Here is an 18,567-nt window from a genome sequence, read left to right on the forward strand (position 1 = left end):
ATGCACCTTTTTTATCAAGAAATAGACTTAAGAATGTTTTTTTAAGATTTTAACAATTACCAAGACCTCATAAATTAAGAATATAAATATGGGTATCAGCATACTAAGGCGTTCCATTCTCGTAAAAACTGTATCTGAAAAAAGTAGATTCTTAAAAATTAACGCCAGTAAAAAGAGTTTTGCAAAAATGGAAAACAAAAACATAAATCCCAGCTTATCGTGAAGCTCCGGAAGCAACTCAGGAAGCGTTATAAATGTTAGGCATATGATTAAACTACTAATCGCTCCAAAAAGATAAAAGTTGAGCAAATTATAAGGCAATTCTATATCAAGCAGGTCTAAAACACCCAGATGTAAAAAATAAAAAACAACACCTAAAGCCACGATAATCAAGGCAGCTGTTGTTAATGGTTTTGTAAGATTCATGAATTAAGGCTTTTTACGGCACGTATGATGACATACATAGACAAGAAAACAGCTATTAGTGACACGACAGGCTCTAAAAATGTGGTTTCAAATTTACGGTCTAACCAGGCTCCAAAAAGATTACCCAGATAAATGGTTACACCCATCTGTATAGCTATGGTCGAAAATTTTGCCCAGCTCTTAAGCGGACTTTCCGGCTTCTTTTCTGACATCGTTGTTGCTTAGATTTTTTACGCCGTTACCCATATTACAGCTCGCATTAAAGTCGGCACCCGGCTCTATCGCTAACCTACCCGTAGCAACATCACCTTTTACTACAGCAGATGCTCTCAAATTTAATAAACCCTCGACATTGAGGTTGCCATCTACAGTACCTTCAAGATCAGCTTCTTTACAAATCAATGTTCCCTTCAGGAGACCATTTTTACCAATTACTACTTTGCCGGTACTTTCAATTTTTCCTTCGAGTTTGCCGTCTATTCTAAAGTCACCTTCAGATTTAATTTCACCTACAATAGACGTCCCTTCACTGATTCTGTTTTGTTTGTTTCCTCCTTCCGGAAGTTTTGCAGATCTGTCTTTTCTCATTGTTCTGATTCTAAATTTTGATATGCATCTATATTTTTATGCAGCTGTATAATTCTGTAGTTTGCAGAACTTATCACAACCGGCTCTTGCTCTTCTTTTCGCGCTAGCAATTTTGCTTCTATCAACCGTTCCTTAAAATATAAGGCTTCGACTTTAGACTTAAAACCGTGAATGGTCAGAAAACTAATCTCACTGTTGTAAACATCTTGAGAAACGCTTATATCACCTAGATTATTTTTTGTTAAATAACTACTTATAGAATCGCGTGTTTTACCAATTGAATCGCGCTGATTGGCTTTAAACTCATACAATAACTTGTAGTTTTTAGCTTCGGTATCAGCTACAAAATTTTTGCTCTTCAATTGAGGTAAAGCTTTATCTAAAAGCTCTTTTGCTTTTTTACCTTCTTCTTGATTGGGGTAATTGAGTGCTACATAATTTAAAGCATCCTCATAAGCCTCATAACCTTGATAACGGCCTATCGCAGTTGCTTTTAGCAGCTCAAATTTTGGAATAAAAGCATCTCCTGCAAACTCATCTATATAGCTGTCTGCCTTTGATATCACATCAGCGTACTGCTGATTTTCAAAACTCTGGTACAATTTGTTATACAACACTTCAGGACTATCTTCATCCTGACTTAAAGCCTCATTAGGATTTCTAATTATACTGGCATAACGTGTATCTGCATAATTCTGAAGGATATCAAACTTGTATTTATCACTGTTGAAAGCATCTCCCTGCGCTTCATAAAGTTGATACAAATTGTATTTAGCCGGAAGCACTAAACGCTCTTCAGGGTCATTAAGTAATAAACGCTCTAAACGATCTATTGCTAAAATAGGTTCTCTCAATTTTTCTTTATAAATCAAACCAAGCTGATAATAAGCAAAATTACGCTCCGTACTAATACTGTCTATTATAGGTTTTTCTGAAGGAATTTTACTAATATAATTGTCTGCATTATACAAACCGTTCTCTGCTGTCTCAAGCAAATCTTCTTCTCCGGCAATCTCATTTTGCTCCAATGCGCTTGCCTGCTTATCAGAAAATCTCCAGTTGTCTTCGTTAGGGCGGTTTCCCCAGCGGGTTTTAAAATCAAGTTTACCCTGAGCTATTTGCACCGGACTATAAAAATAAAATCCGCTTGCAGATGGTGGACTGTTATTGTTATCTGCCACAAAAAATTCGTTGTTAGCCAAAGTAGCTTCAGCAACCTCAGCTGCGATAGAATCTTTTGCTTTTTGCTCTTTTAACTTTGCTATATAACCTTCAAAATAGGCTAAACGATCAGCATCATTCATCTTAACAAGATTTAAAATACTGTCGTTGCGGGTAGCGAGACCTTCATAGAGAATCACGTCGCTAAGATTTTCACGCTTTTTATTGATACTGCGATATTCACGCGTTTTTTCAGGTACAAAAGCAAGCGTACTATCGTAGTAAGCTCCTGCTGTAATATATTCTGAATTATTAAAATTAAGATCTCCCAGACTTAAATAATTACGTGACGTGAGGTATTTGTCTTCGCCTTGAGAAGCGATCGATTTGTTGTAATACGCAACTGCGGAATCTTCACGCCCTACATTGCGGTAAAATTCTGCAAATTGATTCTGAATGATATCTAAATAGGGGCGGTTCTCGCGGTTTTCTTCTAAAGCTGTAAGCAATTCAAAAAGTTGTTCCTGATCCTGAGTTTCGTAGTCAAAATTCCGGATTTTATTGATGTAGGCATTAATCATATACCGGCGTGGTGAACGACGGTTCAAATCGATTACTTTATCATAATTTGCATTGGCCAATTGGTTCTGACCTATCACGTCATACAATTGCCCTTTTATAAAATAATATCTACCTTTTTCTTCACTCTTACGGGTAAGATAAGCGGCTTTTTCAATATAAACCAATGCGCTATCCAGGCGATCTTCATAAATATACCCTTGTGCCAACATCGCTGAAGCATCAGCAAAATCCTGACGATCTAACGCGTCTTCTTCTTCAAGAAGTTTGTGCAAGCTTTCTATTGCAATTTTGGTTTTCTCTAAACGTAAATTGGTTTTTGCCTTCCAAATTTTGGCTTGTGCAATAGTGTTACTCGCAGGATAATACGCTAAGATATAGTTGAAAGCTTCCAGAGCGCGCACAAAGCGCAAATCGTAATAACGGGATTTACCAAGTAGCATAAAAGCCTCATCTATTTGAGGATTCCGCTCGGTGCCGTTAATTTCCATACTGTGTTTTTGTATGGCTTTAATAGCTTTTTCTTCAGAACGTTCAAAACTGGGATCTTTAGCTTCTCCCGGTAGAGGAATAAAATCTGGTGAATCTAAACGCTCAATGGGTAAAATAGCCCAGAAATTATCTTGATAACCATTAATAAGTGCATCACGACCTTCCTCAAAGGCTTGCCGCCCGTTAAAAAGTATGTTATACTCAGCCGTTATCGCGTGAAAATTACGCGACAAAAACTTGTCTTTCTTGCGGGAGCACCCCACAAGAACAGCCAGTATCATTAGAAAAACGAGTAATTTTTGTACCAGAGTTTGCAAATCGTTTTAGAGTATATAGCAATAACTGCAAAGTAGCAAAATTAGTATGAAGGGGTTAAAAAGACGTTAAAATAATTCATTTCATTTTAATCGTTTTTGCTAATCATAAAAAAAGCCCGGCATTAAATACCAGACTTTTTGAAATAATTGAATCTTTTGCTTATAATTTAATTCCGACACCAACACCTATTAACCAGGGGTTTATGTCTACATCAGCATTTACAGTAGCATTTAATGCAGTTGTTGCATTTACTGTAGCATCTGTTTGTAAAAAGAGCTTTTTGACATCGAGGTTGATAAACCATTTATCACTAATCATATAATCAATACCTACCTGAGCCGCATAACCTAAACTATTATCATAATCTACGTCATCAATTACAGAACCAGACTTTGAACTGTAAAAAATAGTGTAGTTAAGACCTGCACCTACATAAGGTTTAAAATTACCCAACTCGGTAACGTGGTATTGAAATGTTAATGTAGGCGGTAATAACCATACACTGCCTAAATCAACATCACCCGCTGCTGTATGTACCGCTTTGACATCGTGCTTTGTAGTTCCTAAAATCAATTCTAAAGACCAGTTCTTTGTGAAATAATACGAAATATCTAATTCTGGAATAAAGGAAGTGGAAATATCTGTACCACCACCAATTACTTCTATTGAAGCGCTCTCATCTGGAGCAACTAAAACACCCCGTACTCTAAACTGCCATGGATTGTCTAAACCATCTGCTTTTGTCTCTTGAGCTTGAATTCCTAACACACCAAATAGTGCGGTAAGACCTGTTAAAATTATTTTTTTCATCTGTTTTTATGTTTAAAAGTTGCCCAAAATTATTGAGAACATTTAACCTAAAAACTGATAAAAATCAGTTGAAAAATCAGCTTTTATATTTCATTGACACCTAAACTCTCCTTACTAAAATAAGCTTCCAGCTCTTTAAGTGTAGCCTCAGAAGTTTTGATGTCGTTTACCACGCTTCCTTTTTCAAGTACTACGATGCGCTCGCAGACATCTGTAACGTGCATCAGGTCATGACTAGAAACCAAAACCGTAACTCCGGTTTCTGATGCTAGTTTTTTGATGATTCCTTTTAAACGAATTTGTGTGGTAGGATCCAAATTTGCAAAAGGTTCGTCTAGAATCACAACTTCCGGATTCCCGATTAGTGTTGCTACGATACCCACTTTCTTCATATTTCCTTTAGAAAGATCGCGTAGGTATTTGCGTTTTCCTAAAATCTCATCATTAAAGAAATCTTCAAAACCAGCAAGTAGTTTGTCTACGTCAGCTTTATTTTGACCGCGTAGTTCACCAATAAAATAAAAATATTCTTCCGCAGTGAGATAGCCTATTAAGAAGCTTTCATCAATAAAAGATGCCGTGTGCGATTTCCAGGCTTCGCTTTCATTCACTTTAGCTTCTCCGTTTTGAATATATCCGGTAGTAGGTTGGATCAAATCGAGCAAAGCACTAAACAATGTGGTTTTACCTGCACCATTATTTCCTACCAAGCCAAAGGATTCTCCTTTAGGAATATGAAGTTCGTCTATTTTTAAAACGGTCACACCGTTGTAGGTTTTTGATAAGTCGTGTATATGTATCATAATTTTAGTTTTTATAGTTCCCTTCCCTTGGGGAAGGGTTAGGGATGGGACATTAGTTTTTCTGTTTGTAAGCGGCTATGGTTTTATACTTTTCGGCTTTATAAATACCAATGATTTTTTTGAACATAAAATCTCTAAATGCAAAACCGGCAACTCCGGCTAAAGCTACTAATGCATAACCAAATACAGGTCCTAGTGTAAAATGCCCAATCGCGTACAAAGCTATTGGCAACAACAGCTTAGGCATCGTGATCAATAACGTTTTTACATTGAAAGACGAACTATCACCAAAGGCTTTTTTATTACTCGTTAGATCAATTGGAGTTTTAATATACGCACCACCCCAAAGCACCACGTGACCGTTAACACCCATATTGTAAATTCCGCCAACGAATACCGCGGCGTAAGCTTCCCAACCAAAATACAAATAGCCCAAACCTAAAATGGTAGAAATCCCAGCAGCAATAACAACCAGCATCCATTTTGACTTTAAATATTCTTCATAACTGATGTTTTGAGTCATCATTAGCGGGTAGTAAGAACTGTCCCAGCTGGGAACAAACTGCCCAAAACTGAATAAGAAACCACCGGTGACAAATATCCCGGCAAAAATCTTCATAAACGGATTATCGTAGCTTTCTATTCCGCCGGTAAAAAAGAGCAATCCGTAGAATAAGAACACAACACTCATAATCACTGTGGTTTTAGAGCGTTTATTGCGTTTAATCAGCTTGATATCATTTTTAAGAAAAAGCGCAGTTTTTCCGAAGCGGTCTAACCAATCTAAATTTTCTGTAGTTGCTTCTTTTGCTTTAGCAGACAAGCCTTGGTCAAGATATAGGCGTTTTAAGAAATACGCGTGTGCTACTTTATACAATACAAGCGCAAGCACAACAGGAATGGCAAACATCCATAACTGCTCAAATAAACCTTGAAAATAAGCTCCTGTATAAGGTGTAACGTCAAAAATACCGTAATACTGCAAAGCGCCAATTCCAATAATTACTGATGCCAGACCAATAACAAGCGGCATCGCATCATTGAGAAAAACGTTGATAAAATTATTGATGTAGATCATTGCCAGCATTCCCAGATGCCAAGTAATTACATGAACAGGGTCATAGCCTTGACCAATTAAAACCACACTAAAAGGAATAAAGAAAAATGCGTGTACGATATTAAAAAACGAGAGCATGGTTTTGCCCAAAGCAAAATCAACAATTTTAGCCTTTTTAAAAGGCAACAACAGCAAGGGCTTGATGTTGACAACCGGCATTTTTTGAAGCATATATTTTATCACAAGATCCAGAACCACATAATAGATCATAAATCGGTTTATGGTTTCTAGTGGTTCAAGTCCGGCTTTTTCCAGTCCAAAATAAGCACCTACTCCGGCAAGCGTAAAAATCCCTATAAAATAAAGCGCACCCAGCGCCATAAAGATTTTTAAAACCAGATTGGTTTGAAAAGCAGCAGACCTAAAAAAGCTCTTCCATTCCAGATTGATAAAGTGTTTAATCATCTATTTTGTTTTTTTAGGATTTTTAGTTAATGCATTAGTGCATAAATTATAAAAATGTTACGCCTCAAAACCGTCTTGCTTTGTATTTTTGCCAAAATTTTTAAGCAATGAGCGATTTTCACGCACTTACTATACAAGATATTACACGCGAGACCGAGCAAGCCGTAAGCATTACTTTTGGTGTTCCAGACGCGTTAAAAAAAACCTATTCGTTTAAAGCCGGTCAATACATCACGATAAAAACAACTATTGACGGCAAAGAAGTTCGTCGTGCTTATTCCTTATGTTCTACTCCGCAAAGCGGAAATTTAAAAGTAGCCGTAAAAGAAGTTGAAGGCGGAACCTTTTCTGTACTCGCAAACAACAAATTAACCGTAGGTCAATCTCTAGAAGTGCATCCACCAGAAGGAAAATTTATTGTTGAGCCTAACGGTAAGAATGCTAAAGATTATGCTGCATTTGCTGCAGGAAGCGGTATTACTCCGGTACTTTCAATAGTAAAAACAATTTTAGAAGAAGAACCTAAAAGTAGATTTGTTCTCGCTTACGGAAACCGTACAGTTGAAGAAACCATCTTTCACAAAGAACTTCTGGAGTTGCAATTACAATATCCCGATCGCTTGTTTATTGAGTTTATCTACAGCCGTAAACAAGAGACTGATGCGCACTTTGGAAGAATAGAAAAAGCAACGGTTAATTTTATATTGAAGAATAAATTTAAATCTCACGATTTTGACCAGTTCTTTTTATGCGGACCAGAAGAAATGATAAATGGAGTTCGTGGAGTTCTACAAGAAAATGAGATTCCTAAAGAAAATGTGAAGTTTGAACTTTTTACCTCTTCTGATGATGGTGAAGAGATCGCCGAAGCTTTAGACGGTCAAACGAATTTAAAAATCATTTGTGACGATGAAGAGTTTGAGTTGGTTATTCCACAGAATAAAATAATTTTAGACGCCGCTCTTGATAATGATATTGATGCGCCACACTCGTGCCAGGGAGGTATTTGCAGCAGCTGTATTGCTCGCGTTACCGAAGGAACAGCCGTGATGCGTAAAAATCAGATTCTAACTGATGATGAAGTTGAAGAAGGATTGATTTTAACTTGCCAGGCACTGGCTACCTCAACAAATCTGGTTGTTGACTTTGATGATATTTAAAGCCCCCTAATCCCCAAAGGGGGAATTTGAAAAAGACCTCAAAAGTTTAAACTTTTGAGGTCTTTTACTTAGTTAGAACTTATCCGCTATATTTTACCATCACCTTGCTTATGGGAGTAAACTCAAGTTCTCCTCCTTCTAATTTTAGAAGCATATCGTTCATCATTGATTTATAGTTTTCCGAAAACTCGAATCTATTTTTGGAATTTTTATCAGACATAATTTGAGAATTTAAACAAACCGTTTAATAATTTTTATCACTGGTTCTATAGCTTTACTATGCTCTATGGTGGGACCGGCAACCCAAACGGTTTTATAGGTAGCTTCGGTAGCGGCTTTAGTCACCATATTGGTTCCTTTTAAAAAACGCAGCATTTTCACGTATTTCTTGAGCCATTTATTTTTATTCAAAAGCTTTTCTAGCCATGTTTGCTCGGTGCCTATTTCTTGCACATAAGGTGTATTAATAACCGTACACGGCGTTCCGCTAATCTTTTGGGTTAGTACGATATCATTAGCTCCATACTGCACACAGGCCTCCTTATATTCATTAGAAACACCTGCTTCTTCTGAAGCAATAAACGGACTCCCAATACTCACGCCAACTGCACCAAATTTTAGCTTCTCTTCCAGCTCTGCTTTAGTCCCCACACCACCTGCAGAAATCACCGGTATACTAAGAGCTTGATTCAATTCTTCAATTAAATTTTGAGGTGAAAGGCTTCCGCGATGACCGCCGGCCTCATTGTTAACAGCAATCACTGCATCACAACCTAAGCTTTCTACTTTTTTTGCCTGCTCTAAATTTACCACATCACAAAACACAAGAATTCCTTTTTTGTGTGCCTCTTCAATCACTTGTTTTGGGTTTCCTAAGGAAGTAATAAAAAAGTCACAACCCAACTCACAGCAAACAGCGAGTTGCTCTGGAAACTTAAGGTTTGATTTATTTACAATAAGATTAAAACCAAACGCACCGTTCTCCGTTTTTGAAGTCTTTAAGTCTATTATTGCCTCTTGTAATTCAGGTATTGTGCGGTAATTTAAAGCTGGGATACAGCCGGCAATCCCGGCATACATGGCGGCTTTTACCATCGCTACATTAGAAACCAAAAACATAGGTGCCATAATGATGGGATGCTCAATTTGTAAGAGTTGCGTAAGCGGAGTTTTCATAACACAAAAATTAGAAAAGGAAGATACCTAAACTTTTTTGTGTTTCTGGCACTATTAACAGTGGTAAAAGTCTAATCTAAAATTTGAATGAGGCGGTTGAAAATGGTTTTAGGCTTAATACTTTGCATTACTTTATCATAACCTTCCGGGACTTTATTTCCATAGGCTGAAGTAGGAATCGCAGGATATTCTTCACGATCTGCTTTAAGCTGATTTTCTTCTGGTTGCATATACGGCGCAAAACCTAAATAAGGGTGTGTCACGCCCCAAAGTGTTACCGTAGGAACACCAAAAAGTGCTGCCATATGACCATTGCCACTATCCATAGCCAGCATAGCATCTAAATGTGAAATGAGCGCAAGTTCTTCTGCAAATGAAAACTTACCGGCTACATTAACCACATTCTTATATTTCGACTCAAAAGCATTCAGCAATTGCTGCTCTTTGGCTCCACCGCCAAAAAGAATGATCTTATACTTTTTAGAAGCCAGATCAGCCAGTAAGACATCTAATAATTCCAGCGGATATTTTTTACCATCGTGTGCTGCAAAAGGAGCTATTCCCAGCCATTTAAAGGGTTCGTTTCCCAATGCCTGAGAAACAGTATTGCTTAATTTTTGCTTCGGTAACACCTCTTCTCCTTTGAGATCAACAGGGAAACCCAATTCTTCAAAAACATCTGCATAACGCTGATGTGTACTTTTAAGAGGCTTAAAGACTTTATTAGTTTCTTGAGTTAGCGCTTTCTTTTCAGCTCTGCCCTTATCTATCTGCGCATTTTTAGTTCCGCGTAAGCGAAAAAAAGATAGCAACACATTAGACCGAAGCACATTATGCAGGTCTGCAACTGCTGTAAACTGTTTTGGTTTTAAAGTTTTATAGAGTTTAAAAAGTCCGCAAACACCTTTATACTCTTCTTTAACGTCAGCGCCGTAAAAAGTGACATTCTGAATTCCGTTAAAAAAAGGTGCAAAAAATGGTTTAGATAAAACCGTTATTTTAAGTTCTGGATACTGGCGGGTAAGTGCCAGCAACACCGGAACTGTCATCGCCACATCTCCCATTGCCGAAAACCGGATGCATAGAATATGTGGCGCTTTTGGAGAAGGCATAACCTACTTTTTATTTTGCCCGCGCAATACAGGGTTGAGCTCGTCGTCGTTATACATTTTCATCTGTTTGTAGACTTTCATGTATTTATCGCCATTGCGAATATCTTTAACCAAGGTGTCTATCGCGGTACACAAATCTACACGCTGCTCTAGTAAAATATCTAGTTTTTGCTGGCAGGACAATCTATGGTCTTCAGAGGCATCTTCACGACTTGCTTCTTCTTCCATATGATAAATCTTTAAAGTAAGAATGGATAAGCGATCTAATGCCCAAGCCGGACTTTCGGTATTTATAGTAGCAGATTTGTTAGGCTCAACATCTTTATATTCATCTAAAAAATAGCTGTCAATATACTCTACCATATCCGTTCGCTCTTGGTTAGAAGCATCTATCTGACGCTTTAATTTTAAAGCAGCAACAGGATCAATTTGTGGGTCTCTAATGATGTCTTCATAATGCCATTGCACGGTATCTATCCATGCCTTACGGTATAATAAATGCTCTAAAAAATCAACATCTGTGTCATACGGATTACTGAATGGCTGATCAACGCGATCTTTAATGTGGTAATCATCTACGGCTTTCTCAAAGATGCGTTTTGCAGTATGTGTAATCATAATATTTTATTTTTCTAATACGTGTAAATATTCGGTTGTTGCGGTTGCTTTATGGTTTCTGCTTTCAGTCTTATCTGCTTTAAAACGCTGATATTCTTTAGTGACTAAATCATATTTACCATAACGCTGCATAATACTTTTTACGGTTTCTGCAGGCATCAACCCCTCGTTGTTATAACTCAAAAAAATCGTTTTAAACTGCGCAGTTTCAATCAACTTTTCAAAGCTTTCTGCAACTTTAACTTTACTGCAAAAAGCACTTTTTGAATAGGTACGCAAACCAGTTTTTCCTTTAGGTACAAAGGTATCTTTTTTTGCGATAGTATTGAGCACATGATAATTGGCGCCATATTGTCGTGCATTGTAGGGCGGATCTAGATATAAAATATCGCCCTCAATATCAGCTATTAAGGAATTACTATCCTGATTATAAACCGAATGCTCATCGGCAGTTATTTTAAAATTTGCAGGCTGAATTTTTAATTCTTTTTGAGCCGATTTTTTAAGCTTTTTTAAATAAGCACCATAAACCGAAGCAGTATTGGCAACCTTATCAGCGCTTTCTAAAAGACTTGCTAAAAGGAAAAAATAAAGATCTTCGTTAATTTTTTTCTTTGTAAACCACTGTTCAATCTGTGCTCTAATGGCATCTATTTTTTTACCATTATCTGAGGAAAAATACAAGCGGTTAGAGCTGCCGTTCTCGCTGTAATTATTAAAAATAAAGCCTTCTATTGCGGTAAGTGTGTTCAGTTTTTCAATATAAAAATCAGCTTCGAGAGCCGTGTTGTTCCCAATATAATTTCGGTTTAAAACATAGCTGTAATACTCTAAATCGTTGGCGATAACATGTTTCACTAGTGGTTTAAATATTTTGCCCACGCTACCTGTACCTGCAAACAAATCACAAAAAATCTGATCAGAAAGGTCGTCACCAGAAACCGCTTTTATGTTGCTAAGCAGCCACTCTGAAAGTTTATGTTTTGAGCCTATATAATTCATCGTATTGCCCAGATTATATCAGAATATGCCGGTTTTGTCTCATCAATATGTGGCCTCTTCAATTGCTCAGGATTAAACTGAGCCACATAATTTTCAACCACCGTACGTAACCAGGCAATTTCGGCTTTCAGTTTATAATGATACCCATCACTACTATACACGATTAAAAACAGTCTATTTTCGGTATGAAATCTTCTACCCATGCTTTGATTTAAATACAACCACTTGATGAGTTTTTGTTCATGACTCTGAGCATATTTTAGATTCCATCCAAAACCTCTGGGAAACTTTGTGGTTTTTAAATCAAATTTTACGCGCTGAATACTAAAATCTACCAGGCGATCTTTTTTATTTTCTGCAGCTATAACGCCCTCAAGCCCGGTGAATATTTGCTCTACAGCTCGAGAGCTCCAGTAATTATACCAGCGGTTGACGGTATAATAGAAAAAGTGCTTTTTATTTAAATCAAATTTCTTTACAGTAAATTCTATACGTTCAATAAGGTTTTCAAATTCCTGAGTATGATAAATAAAATTGCTGTGATTATCCCAAAGATCATTCTGCTTTCTAAACCAGAGATCCCGGTAAGGCCAGCGCTTTTTAAGCTCGGTCTCTAATGCTACTAAATCTAACTCTTTCAAAATAATATCGCTATAGGTAAAAGGAGTGCTAACCACAAAATCATTTCTTTAAACCAAAAACTTTTACTAGTCTCTATGTAGCTGGCCGTTATAATTGCCAGCGGACCAAAGAAAAAATACAATTCGCTCCCATCGTGTAAAGGAGCTAAAAATATAGCAATGGTTAATGCTACCAGCGAACTTATTAAAATAAGAATGTATGAAGCTTTTAGATTTTGAGGTGCATCAGAAATCTGAGCTAAATATCGCAGTCCACACCAAACATAGAGTGCTAAAAAGAATGATGCCGGTATGAGTAATTTTATAGTGCTGTAATTTGTAAAATCTAACGTTGGCAGTTCTACATAATTGAGTGTAAACTCCAGCACGCCTTCATAGTATAAACTGAAAGTAAAAGTTAATATAGCTACTACAAAAATTCCCCCTAGAGGCATCAGCCAGTTTCGATATTCTCCTCTGCCATAAAAGAGTATTGCAAAGTATAATACGATTAAAAATAGAATACTCCAGAAGAAAAAAAGCGATGCAATCGCTATCCAAAAAGCCGCGTCAAATATTTTTTTACTGAAATCAGTAACAGACTTTAAACTGATGATTCTACGTAAGGCTAAAAAAACAAATACCCCAGAAAGTATCACTCCGGTATTGAAAAAGCTCACCGGCACAGCAAACGTAAAACACACAAATAAATACAAAATATAGGTGTTGCGCTTGGTAAGCGTATTGCGTTTTACCACAAAATTGAGTACTCCTAAAGAAAAAAGATAGACTAAAAGAACCATAAACTGACTCAATATCCCATAAGCTGTTAGCTCATAACGATCTGAAACAATGTAAAATCCGGTAAAGTATACGACAACTGCTAAAACAATCATCGCAAAACTTATAGGTTTTGAAACGCCAAAAAAGCTTGTAAGCATTCTAGTTTTTTCTATTTTTGCATTGCACGAATTAAAATAAAATGTGCAAGTGTGGTAATCACGTTGTAAAAGTATACAATTATGGAATTGAAAGATTTATTTTACGGAATTCAAGATTTTTTTGTCAACGTAGCGTTTGCACCTCTAGATGCAATCCGTAGTTTACAAGACAGCAGCTGGTTTGCCGCAAACTTATTAAACTTTGTTTTTATCATTATAGCTGCGTGTGCATTTACATACTGGTGTCTACAATTAAACAAATTTGATAAAGACGAACATCACAACATTCACGGTTAGAATAATCTTGAATACAACATATTAGAAAAAGCCTGCTGATAGCAGGCTTTTTTAAAGCTATCTTTTTTTAATCTTATAGATCAAAACCTATATCTGTACGGTAATTCATTTGATCAAATCTGATCTTCTTAATATTAGTATAAGAAGTTTTAAGTGCTTCTCTAAAATCATCATTTAATGAAGTTACAGCCATTACCCGTCCACCAGCCGTAACAACATCACCATCTTTTAAGCTTGTACCTGCGTGAAAAACCAAAGAATCTTCAACATCTTCACTGCCGGTAAGTACTTTGCCTTTTTGATAAGCTTCAGGATACCCACCACTTACAAGCATTACAGTCGCAGCAGATCGCGGATCCAGATCAAGCTCAACCTCATCTAATTTTTGAGCAGCCACTTTTTCAAAGACTGATACCAGATCATTTTTAATTCTAGGAAGTACAACTTCTGTTTCTGGGTCGCCCATACGCACGTTATATTCAATCACTTTAGGCTCATCTCCTACTTTGATCAAACCAATAAAAATAAAACCTTTGTATTCTATCTCTTCAGTTTTTAAACCTTCTACCGTAGGCTTGATGATTCTATTTTCTATTTTTTCCATTAAGGAAGCGTCTGCAAAAGGTACCGGAGAGATTGCTCCCATTCCGCCGGTATTTAAACCTTTATCACCTTCACCAATACGCTTATAATCTTTTGCCGTAGGTAGCGTGATGTAATTTTTACCATCGGTAAGTACAAAAACACTCAACTCTATACCATCTAAAAACTCTTCAATCACAACCGTTTCACTTGCTGCACCAAATTTTTTATTGGTCAGCATGTCGGTTAATTCAGCTTTTGCCTCATCGAGATCATTCAGAATTACAACACCTTTTCCGGCTGCTAATCCGTCTGCTTTTAGTACATACGGAGGCTTCAATTCTTCTAAAAATGCTTTACCCGCTTCCAGGCTTTCGGCTTTAAAACTTTCGTAAGCTGCTGTCGGGATATTGTACATCGCCATAAATTCTTTAGCGCGCTCTTTACTTCCTTCTAGCAAGGCTCCGCGTTTTGACGGACCAATTACAGCAATCTCACTAAGTGCTGCATCGTTCTTAAAAAAGTCATATACCCCGTGTACCAGCGGATCTTCTGGTCCTACAACTACCATCGTGATGTTCTCATCAAGCACTAGTTTTTTAATGGCTTCAAAATCGGTCACACCAATTTCTACATTTGTGGCTAATGCAGCAGTACCGGCATTCCCGGGAGCTACAAAAAGACGATCACATTTAGAACTCTGTGCAATTTTATAGGCAAAGGTGTGTTCACGACCACCAGCACCAAGAATGAGAATATTCATCGTAATAGCTTAAGATTTGTTTAAGCGTCAAAAATAAATGTTTGTAAATTGACCTACTAATTTTAGTCTTGTGAATTTAACCAACCTCAGTTTACAGCTTACCGGATATGATATCGCTGCCGCGAAAAAAGAACTGGAGGAGTATAATAAGCACATAACTGAAGATTATGAGGGGTATATTGAAGAAAAAAAGACCGAAATTTTAAAGTTTCATCTTAAAAACAATCTGTTTTATTCAACTTTAGTGCAAGATAAACCTCAAAATTGGGAAGATTTACCGGTTTTGACCAAACGAGACTTACAGCAACCCTTGCTAAATCGGTTGTCAAAAGGATTTTCTGCAAAAAATATACACATTCATAAAACATCTGGTTCTTCAGGGCATCCGTTTATTTTTGCCAAAGATAAATTTGCACACGCGCTCACCTGGGCTTCTATTAGCGATTTATATAAGTTAAACAACTTAGACCTCAACAGCTCATACGAAGCACGATTTTATGGCATCCCAAATCACGGATTACCACATTATAAAGAGCGGTTAAAAGATTTGCTGAGTAACCGCTATCGGTTTTCAATATTTAATACTACTTCAGAAAATTTTGATCAGTTTATTACGCGTTTTCAATCTAAGAAATTTGGGCATCTCAACGGCTATACCAGTGTATTGGTACTTTTTGCAAAGTATTTGGGAGAAAAAAAGCTGATTTTAAAAGACCTCTGCCCTAGCCTAACGCATTGTATTGTAACTGCAGAAATGCTTTTTAAGGAGGATTTAGAATTATTAAAAAAGCAATTTGGTGTACAAATTCTTAATGAATACGGTTCTTCTGAAACTGGGATTCTCGCTTTTGGTCCTGCAGAAAATGCTCTAAAAATTGATAGCAGATTGCAATATGTTGAAATTTTAGACGAGCAAAATAAACCGGTTCCTAAAGGAACCTCTGGGAAAATAGTTGTGACTTCTCTTTTCAACAATGCACATCCTTTTATTCGTTATGAAATAGGAGATTTAGGGACGCTCGATTTTGTAAATAATCAACTCGTTCTGACAAAATTAGAAGGAAGAACAGGTGATTTTGCGCTGCTTCCAGACGGAAAAAAAATTCCTGCACTTTCTTTTTATTATGTGACTAAAGAAATAATTAAAGACACTGCAAACGTAAAAGAGTTTGTGATCGTCCAAAATCAGCCCGATACTTTTACGATAGATTATGTTGCTGGTATAGCGTTTTCAAATGCTGAAATTGAAAAAATAAAAAGAGCGATAGGCGTTCATTTAGGCGGAAATATTCAGATTAACATCAATAAAAAATCATCTTTAGACCGAAGCAACCGCGGTAAATTGAAACAGTTTAGACGCGCGTTTTAATTTTGGTATTTGATAAAGCCTTTATACGCCCAGCAGATCATATAATAGGCAGATTCTACAACTGATAAATCTGCAACTTCCCGGTAAAATTTCCATTGATATTTGAGTAGGCTTTTTTTATTTCTGGAGAGCGAATTTCTTCTGATTCTATAAATCGCCAAAGGCTTTTGAATGCCGTAAGCAATATCTATTTCTTTTAAATATTGTAACCACAACCCCATATCCTGGCGTTTTTTAATAAGCGGCATATATTTTTTGCCCAACTTATCAATATCTAAAAAAGCCGTCAAACAACTGATGGAATTACTTTTTAAAATATCTGTGTAATTCACCTTTTTAGGCACGATAAAATCTGATAAATAAGGGTTCAGATTTTCATCTAAGCGTTGGTAGGAGGCAAAAACAAAATGGTGCTTTTTTGCTTCAGCAATGCTGGTTTCTAAAAACTCAGAAAACCAAATATCATCTGCATCTAGAAAAGTCAGGTATTTTCCCTGAGCATTTTTGATTCCTAAATTTCTAGCGTTAGCTGGACCTTTATTTTCAGTTAAGGGAAAACATTTTATCCGGACATCTTCAGTTTTTAATTTATTTATGTGCGTAACCGTATCATCTGACGAAGCATCATCAACAATGAGCAGTTCCCAGTCTGTGATCGTCTGATTTTGAACAGACGCAATGGTTTCAGCAATAAACTTTTCAGAATTAAAACTGGGTGTCACAATGGAAACCAACGGTGGGTCGCTAATAGGCTTTTTTATCGCCATAAATCACTTGGAAAAATGTTTTGGCTATAATACGCAGATCCATTAGAATAGACCAGTTTTCCACATAAAATATGTCAAAACGCACCCTGTTTTTAATATCTAGCTTGGTTTCTATTCCGCCGCGATAGCCGCTTACTTGTGCTAAGCCAGTAATTCCTGGTTTAACCAAATGACGCACCATAAACTTGTCTACCTGATTTTTAAAGGAATGTGTGTGACTTACCATATGCGGTCGTGGACCTACCACAGACATATCGCCTAGAAAAACATTGTAAAACTGGGGTAACTCATCAATACTGGTTCGTCTCAAAAATTTACCCAGTTTAGTGGTTCGCATATCATTTTTACAAGCCTGTAGATTATTAGCCTCTTTATTCACGGTCATAGACCGGAATTTATAACAGTAAAATTCTGTTCCGTCTATACCGTTACGCTTCTGCCTGAAGAAGAGTGGGCCTTTTGAAGTTGAAGGAATGATAATAGCCAACAACGGTGTAAGCCAAGATAGAATAAACACAATGACAAGAGATGAAACAACAATGTCCAAAAGACGTTTTAGAAATAAATTAATAGGCGTATCGATGGGCAAAGTTCTCAAGGCCAGTATGGGTGTGATTCCATAGTATTGGAAATCCATCTTTTTAGTAAAAATATCTTTGTTATCCGGTAGGAATTTTAATGCGACTAGATTGTTATCAGCAAACTGAATCAGTTTTTTTATTTCTTTATTCTTTAACTCTGCGACAGAACAATAGATCTGATGAACTGAATTCTTTACCGTAAAATTGATCACATCATCAACACTTACTTCTTTGCTTCTCAAATCAAAATTCTCAACAAACTGAAACCCGTATGCGGGGTTGTATCTGAAAAAGTTTTTGAGTTGTTCCGTTTTTGAGTTCTTGCCTAGAATAATTACCCGTATCGTATCTCTTCCTAATTGCTTTCGGTATTTCTTCCGCAGGTTAAATATTGAAATTTTTAGTAGTGTAATTATTCCCAGTGCTAAACACGCATATTCTAATACTGCTGAAGCAGCTATATCGATTTCGTTAAAGATGCCAAAAAAAGTAAACAGGCATAAAATCAATAGTAAAAATTGTCTAAAAAGCTTAGCAAGAATTTTTACTAAAGGTGTAAAGCGATATACTTTGTAAAAACCAAAACCCACCGTTGTGATCAGCCAAGCAAAAGTTATATATACCGCAAAAAGTTTATAATTAGCAGTAGAAAAGTCAAATAAAAGACTTAAAATGAGAAGGGTAACTATATCTATAAAACATACAACAGGTTGTAATAGATAATTATGCTTAGTTCCTTTTACGTTCATAAGCGGGCAGCTTGGAGCAAATTGGATTTGGTTAAACGAGTCAAATTTAATAAAAGAAATAGGTTTGTAAAGCTAATATTTGTCAATAGATAAAAAACGAAAGTTATCTATACTTATTTATTACTTGATTC

Annotated in this window: 19 protein-coding genes; 3 read left to right on the forward strand and 16 right to left on the reverse strand. The window is 36.6% G+C overall.

Annotation, left to right across the window (positions count from 1 at the left end; all coding sequences use genetic code 11):
* Positions 1 to 27 precede the first annotated feature (27 nt).
* The 7 genes from DSM02_RS01905 to DSM02_RS01935 form a co-directional block, all read right to left on the reverse strand.
* Positions 28 to 426: a DUF6168 family protein gene (locus DSM02_RS01905; protein WP_128764055.1), complete on the reverse strand. Its 399-nt coding sequence runs from the start codon at positions 424 to 426 to the stop codon at positions 28 to 30.
* On the reverse strand, positions 423 to 638 hold the full coding sequence (locus DSM02_RS01910; RefSeq protein WP_073095719.1) for an AtpZ/AtpI family protein: 216 nt from the start codon (positions 636 to 638) through the stop codon (positions 423 to 425). The genes DSM02_RS01905 and DSM02_RS01910 overlap by 4 nt, the downstream gene beginning before the upstream one ends.
* On the reverse strand, positions 607 to 1,014 hold the full coding sequence (locus DSM02_RS01915) for a bactofilin family protein (protein ID WP_128764056.1): 408 nt from the start codon (positions 1,012 to 1,014) through the stop codon (positions 607 to 609). The genes DSM02_RS01910 and DSM02_RS01915 overlap by 32 nt, the downstream gene beginning before the upstream one ends.
* On the reverse strand, positions 1,011 to 3,527 hold the full coding sequence (gene porW / locus DSM02_RS01920; protein WP_128764057.1) for a type IX secretion system periplasmic lipoprotein PorW/SprE: 2,517 nt from the start codon (positions 3,525 to 3,527) through the stop codon (positions 1,011 to 1,013). Before porW ends, DSM02_RS01915 begins: the two co-directional genes overlap by 4 nt.
* 196 nt (positions 3,528 to 3,723) lie before the next feature.
* Positions 3,724 to 4,374, reverse strand: a complete 651-nt coding sequence (locus tag DSM02_RS01925; protein ID WP_128764058.1) for an OmpW/AlkL family protein — start codon at positions 4,372 to 4,374, stop codon at positions 3,724 to 3,726.
* A gap of 83 nt (positions 4,375 to 4,457) precedes the next feature.
* Positions 4,458 to 5,177, reverse strand: a complete 720-nt coding sequence (locus DSM02_RS01930) for an ABC transporter ATP-binding protein (protein WP_128764059.1) — start codon at positions 5,175 to 5,177, stop codon at positions 4,458 to 4,460.
* Positions 5,178 to 5,229: 52 nt separating this feature from the next.
* Positions 5,230 to 6,699, reverse strand: a complete 1,470-nt coding sequence (locus DSM02_RS01935) for a DUF5687 family protein (RefSeq protein WP_128764060.1) — start codon at positions 6,697 to 6,699, stop codon at positions 5,230 to 5,232.
* Between the two features lie 107 nt (positions 6,700 to 6,806).
* Between DSM02_RS01935 and DSM02_RS01940 the strand changes: the two genes are divergently transcribed.
* Positions 6,807 to 7,859 (forward strand): ferredoxin--NADP reductase, encoded by a 1,053-nt coding sequence (locus DSM02_RS01940; RefSeq protein ID WP_128764061.1) that lies wholly within the window; start codon positions 6,807 to 6,809, stop codon positions 7,857 to 7,859.
* Positions 7,860 to 8,090: 231 nt separating this feature from the next.
* On the opposite strand, the gene DSM02_RS01945 is transcribed toward DSM02_RS01940, so the two are convergent.
* From DSM02_RS01945 to DSM02_RS01970, 6 genes are all read right to left on the reverse strand, one after another.
* Positions 8,091 to 9,035 carry an NAD(P)H-dependent flavin oxidoreductase gene (locus DSM02_RS01945; RefSeq protein WP_128764062.1) on the reverse strand — a complete coding sequence of 315 codons (945 nt, stop codon included), beginning with the start codon at positions 9,033 to 9,035 and terminating at the stop codon, positions 8,091 to 8,093.
* A 71-nt stretch (positions 9,036 to 9,106) separates the two neighbouring features.
* A complete protein-coding gene (locus tag DSM02_RS01950) occupies positions 9,107 to 10,147 on the reverse strand; it encodes a glycosyltransferase family 9 protein (RefSeq protein WP_128764063.1) in 1,041 nt (346 codons plus the stop codon).
* A gap of 3 nt (positions 10,148 to 10,150) precedes the next feature.
* The gene (locus DSM02_RS01955; RefSeq protein WP_128764064.1) at positions 10,151 to 10,765 is read right to left on the reverse strand and encodes a DUF4254 domain-containing protein; all 615 of its coding nucleotides are present in this window, start codon (positions 10,763 to 10,765) and stop codon (positions 10,151 to 10,153) included.
* A 6-nt stretch (positions 10,766 to 10,771) separates the two neighbouring features.
* Positions 10,772 to 11,767, reverse strand: coding sequence for a DNA adenine methylase (locus tag DSM02_RS01960; RefSeq protein ID WP_128764065.1), 996 nt, complete (start codon positions 11,765 to 11,767; stop codon positions 10,772 to 10,774).
* The gene (locus tag DSM02_RS01965) at positions 11,764 to 12,408 is read right to left on the reverse strand and encodes a hypothetical protein (RefSeq protein ID WP_164918209.1); all 645 of its coding nucleotides are present in this window, start codon (positions 12,406 to 12,408) and stop codon (positions 11,764 to 11,766) included. Before DSM02_RS01965 ends, DSM02_RS01960 begins: the two co-directional genes overlap by 4 nt.
* Entirely contained in the window at positions 12,405 to 13,328 is a 924-nt protein-coding gene (locus DSM02_RS01970; RefSeq protein WP_128764067.1) for a DUF6427 family protein, read from the reverse strand. The genes DSM02_RS01965 and DSM02_RS01970 overlap by 4 nt, the downstream gene beginning before the upstream one ends.
* 81 nt (positions 13,329 to 13,409) lie before the next feature.
* Between DSM02_RS01970 and DSM02_RS01975 the strand changes: the two genes are divergently transcribed.
* The gene (locus DSM02_RS01975; RefSeq protein ID WP_240673957.1) at positions 13,410 to 13,625 is read left to right on the forward strand and encodes a DUF6341 family protein; all 216 of its coding nucleotides are present in this window, start codon (positions 13,410 to 13,412) and stop codon (positions 13,623 to 13,625) included.
* A gap of 73 nt (positions 13,626 to 13,698) precedes the next feature.
* On the opposite strand, the gene purD is transcribed toward DSM02_RS01975, so the two are convergent.
* Entirely contained in the window at positions 13,699 to 14,970 is a 1,272-nt protein-coding gene (purD, locus tag DSM02_RS01980; protein WP_128764068.1) for a phosphoribosylamine--glycine ligase, read from the reverse strand.
* A gap of 70 nt (positions 14,971 to 15,040) precedes the next feature.
* Between purD and DSM02_RS01985 the strand changes: the two genes are divergently transcribed.
* The gene (locus DSM02_RS01985; protein ID WP_128764069.1) at positions 15,041 to 16,339 is read left to right on the forward strand and encodes an AMP-binding protein; all 1,299 of its coding nucleotides are present in this window, start codon (positions 15,041 to 15,043) and stop codon (positions 16,337 to 16,339) included.
* Here DSM02_RS01985 and DSM02_RS01990 read toward each other — a convergent pair.
* The gene (locus DSM02_RS01990; RefSeq protein WP_128764070.1) at positions 16,336 to 17,106 is read right to left on the reverse strand and encodes a glycosyltransferase family 2 protein; all 771 of its coding nucleotides are present in this window, start codon (positions 17,104 to 17,106) and stop codon (positions 16,336 to 16,338) included. The two genes, DSM02_RS01985 and DSM02_RS01990, sit on opposite strands and share 4 nt — an antisense overlap.
* On the reverse strand, positions 17,084 to 18,436 hold the full coding sequence (locus tag DSM02_RS01995) for an exopolysaccharide biosynthesis polyprenyl glycosylphosphotransferase (protein WP_128764071.1): 1,353 nt from the start codon (positions 18,434 to 18,436) through the stop codon (positions 17,084 to 17,086). Before DSM02_RS01995 ends, DSM02_RS01990 begins: the two co-directional genes overlap by 23 nt.
* Between the last annotated feature and the right edge of the window lie 131 nt (positions 18,437 to 18,567).

Source organism: Leeuwenhoekiella polynyae (genome assembly GCF_004104075.1).
Classification (GTDB): Bacteria; Bacteroidota; Bacteroidia; order Flavobacteriales; family Flavobacteriaceae; genus Leeuwenhoekiella; species Leeuwenhoekiella polynyae.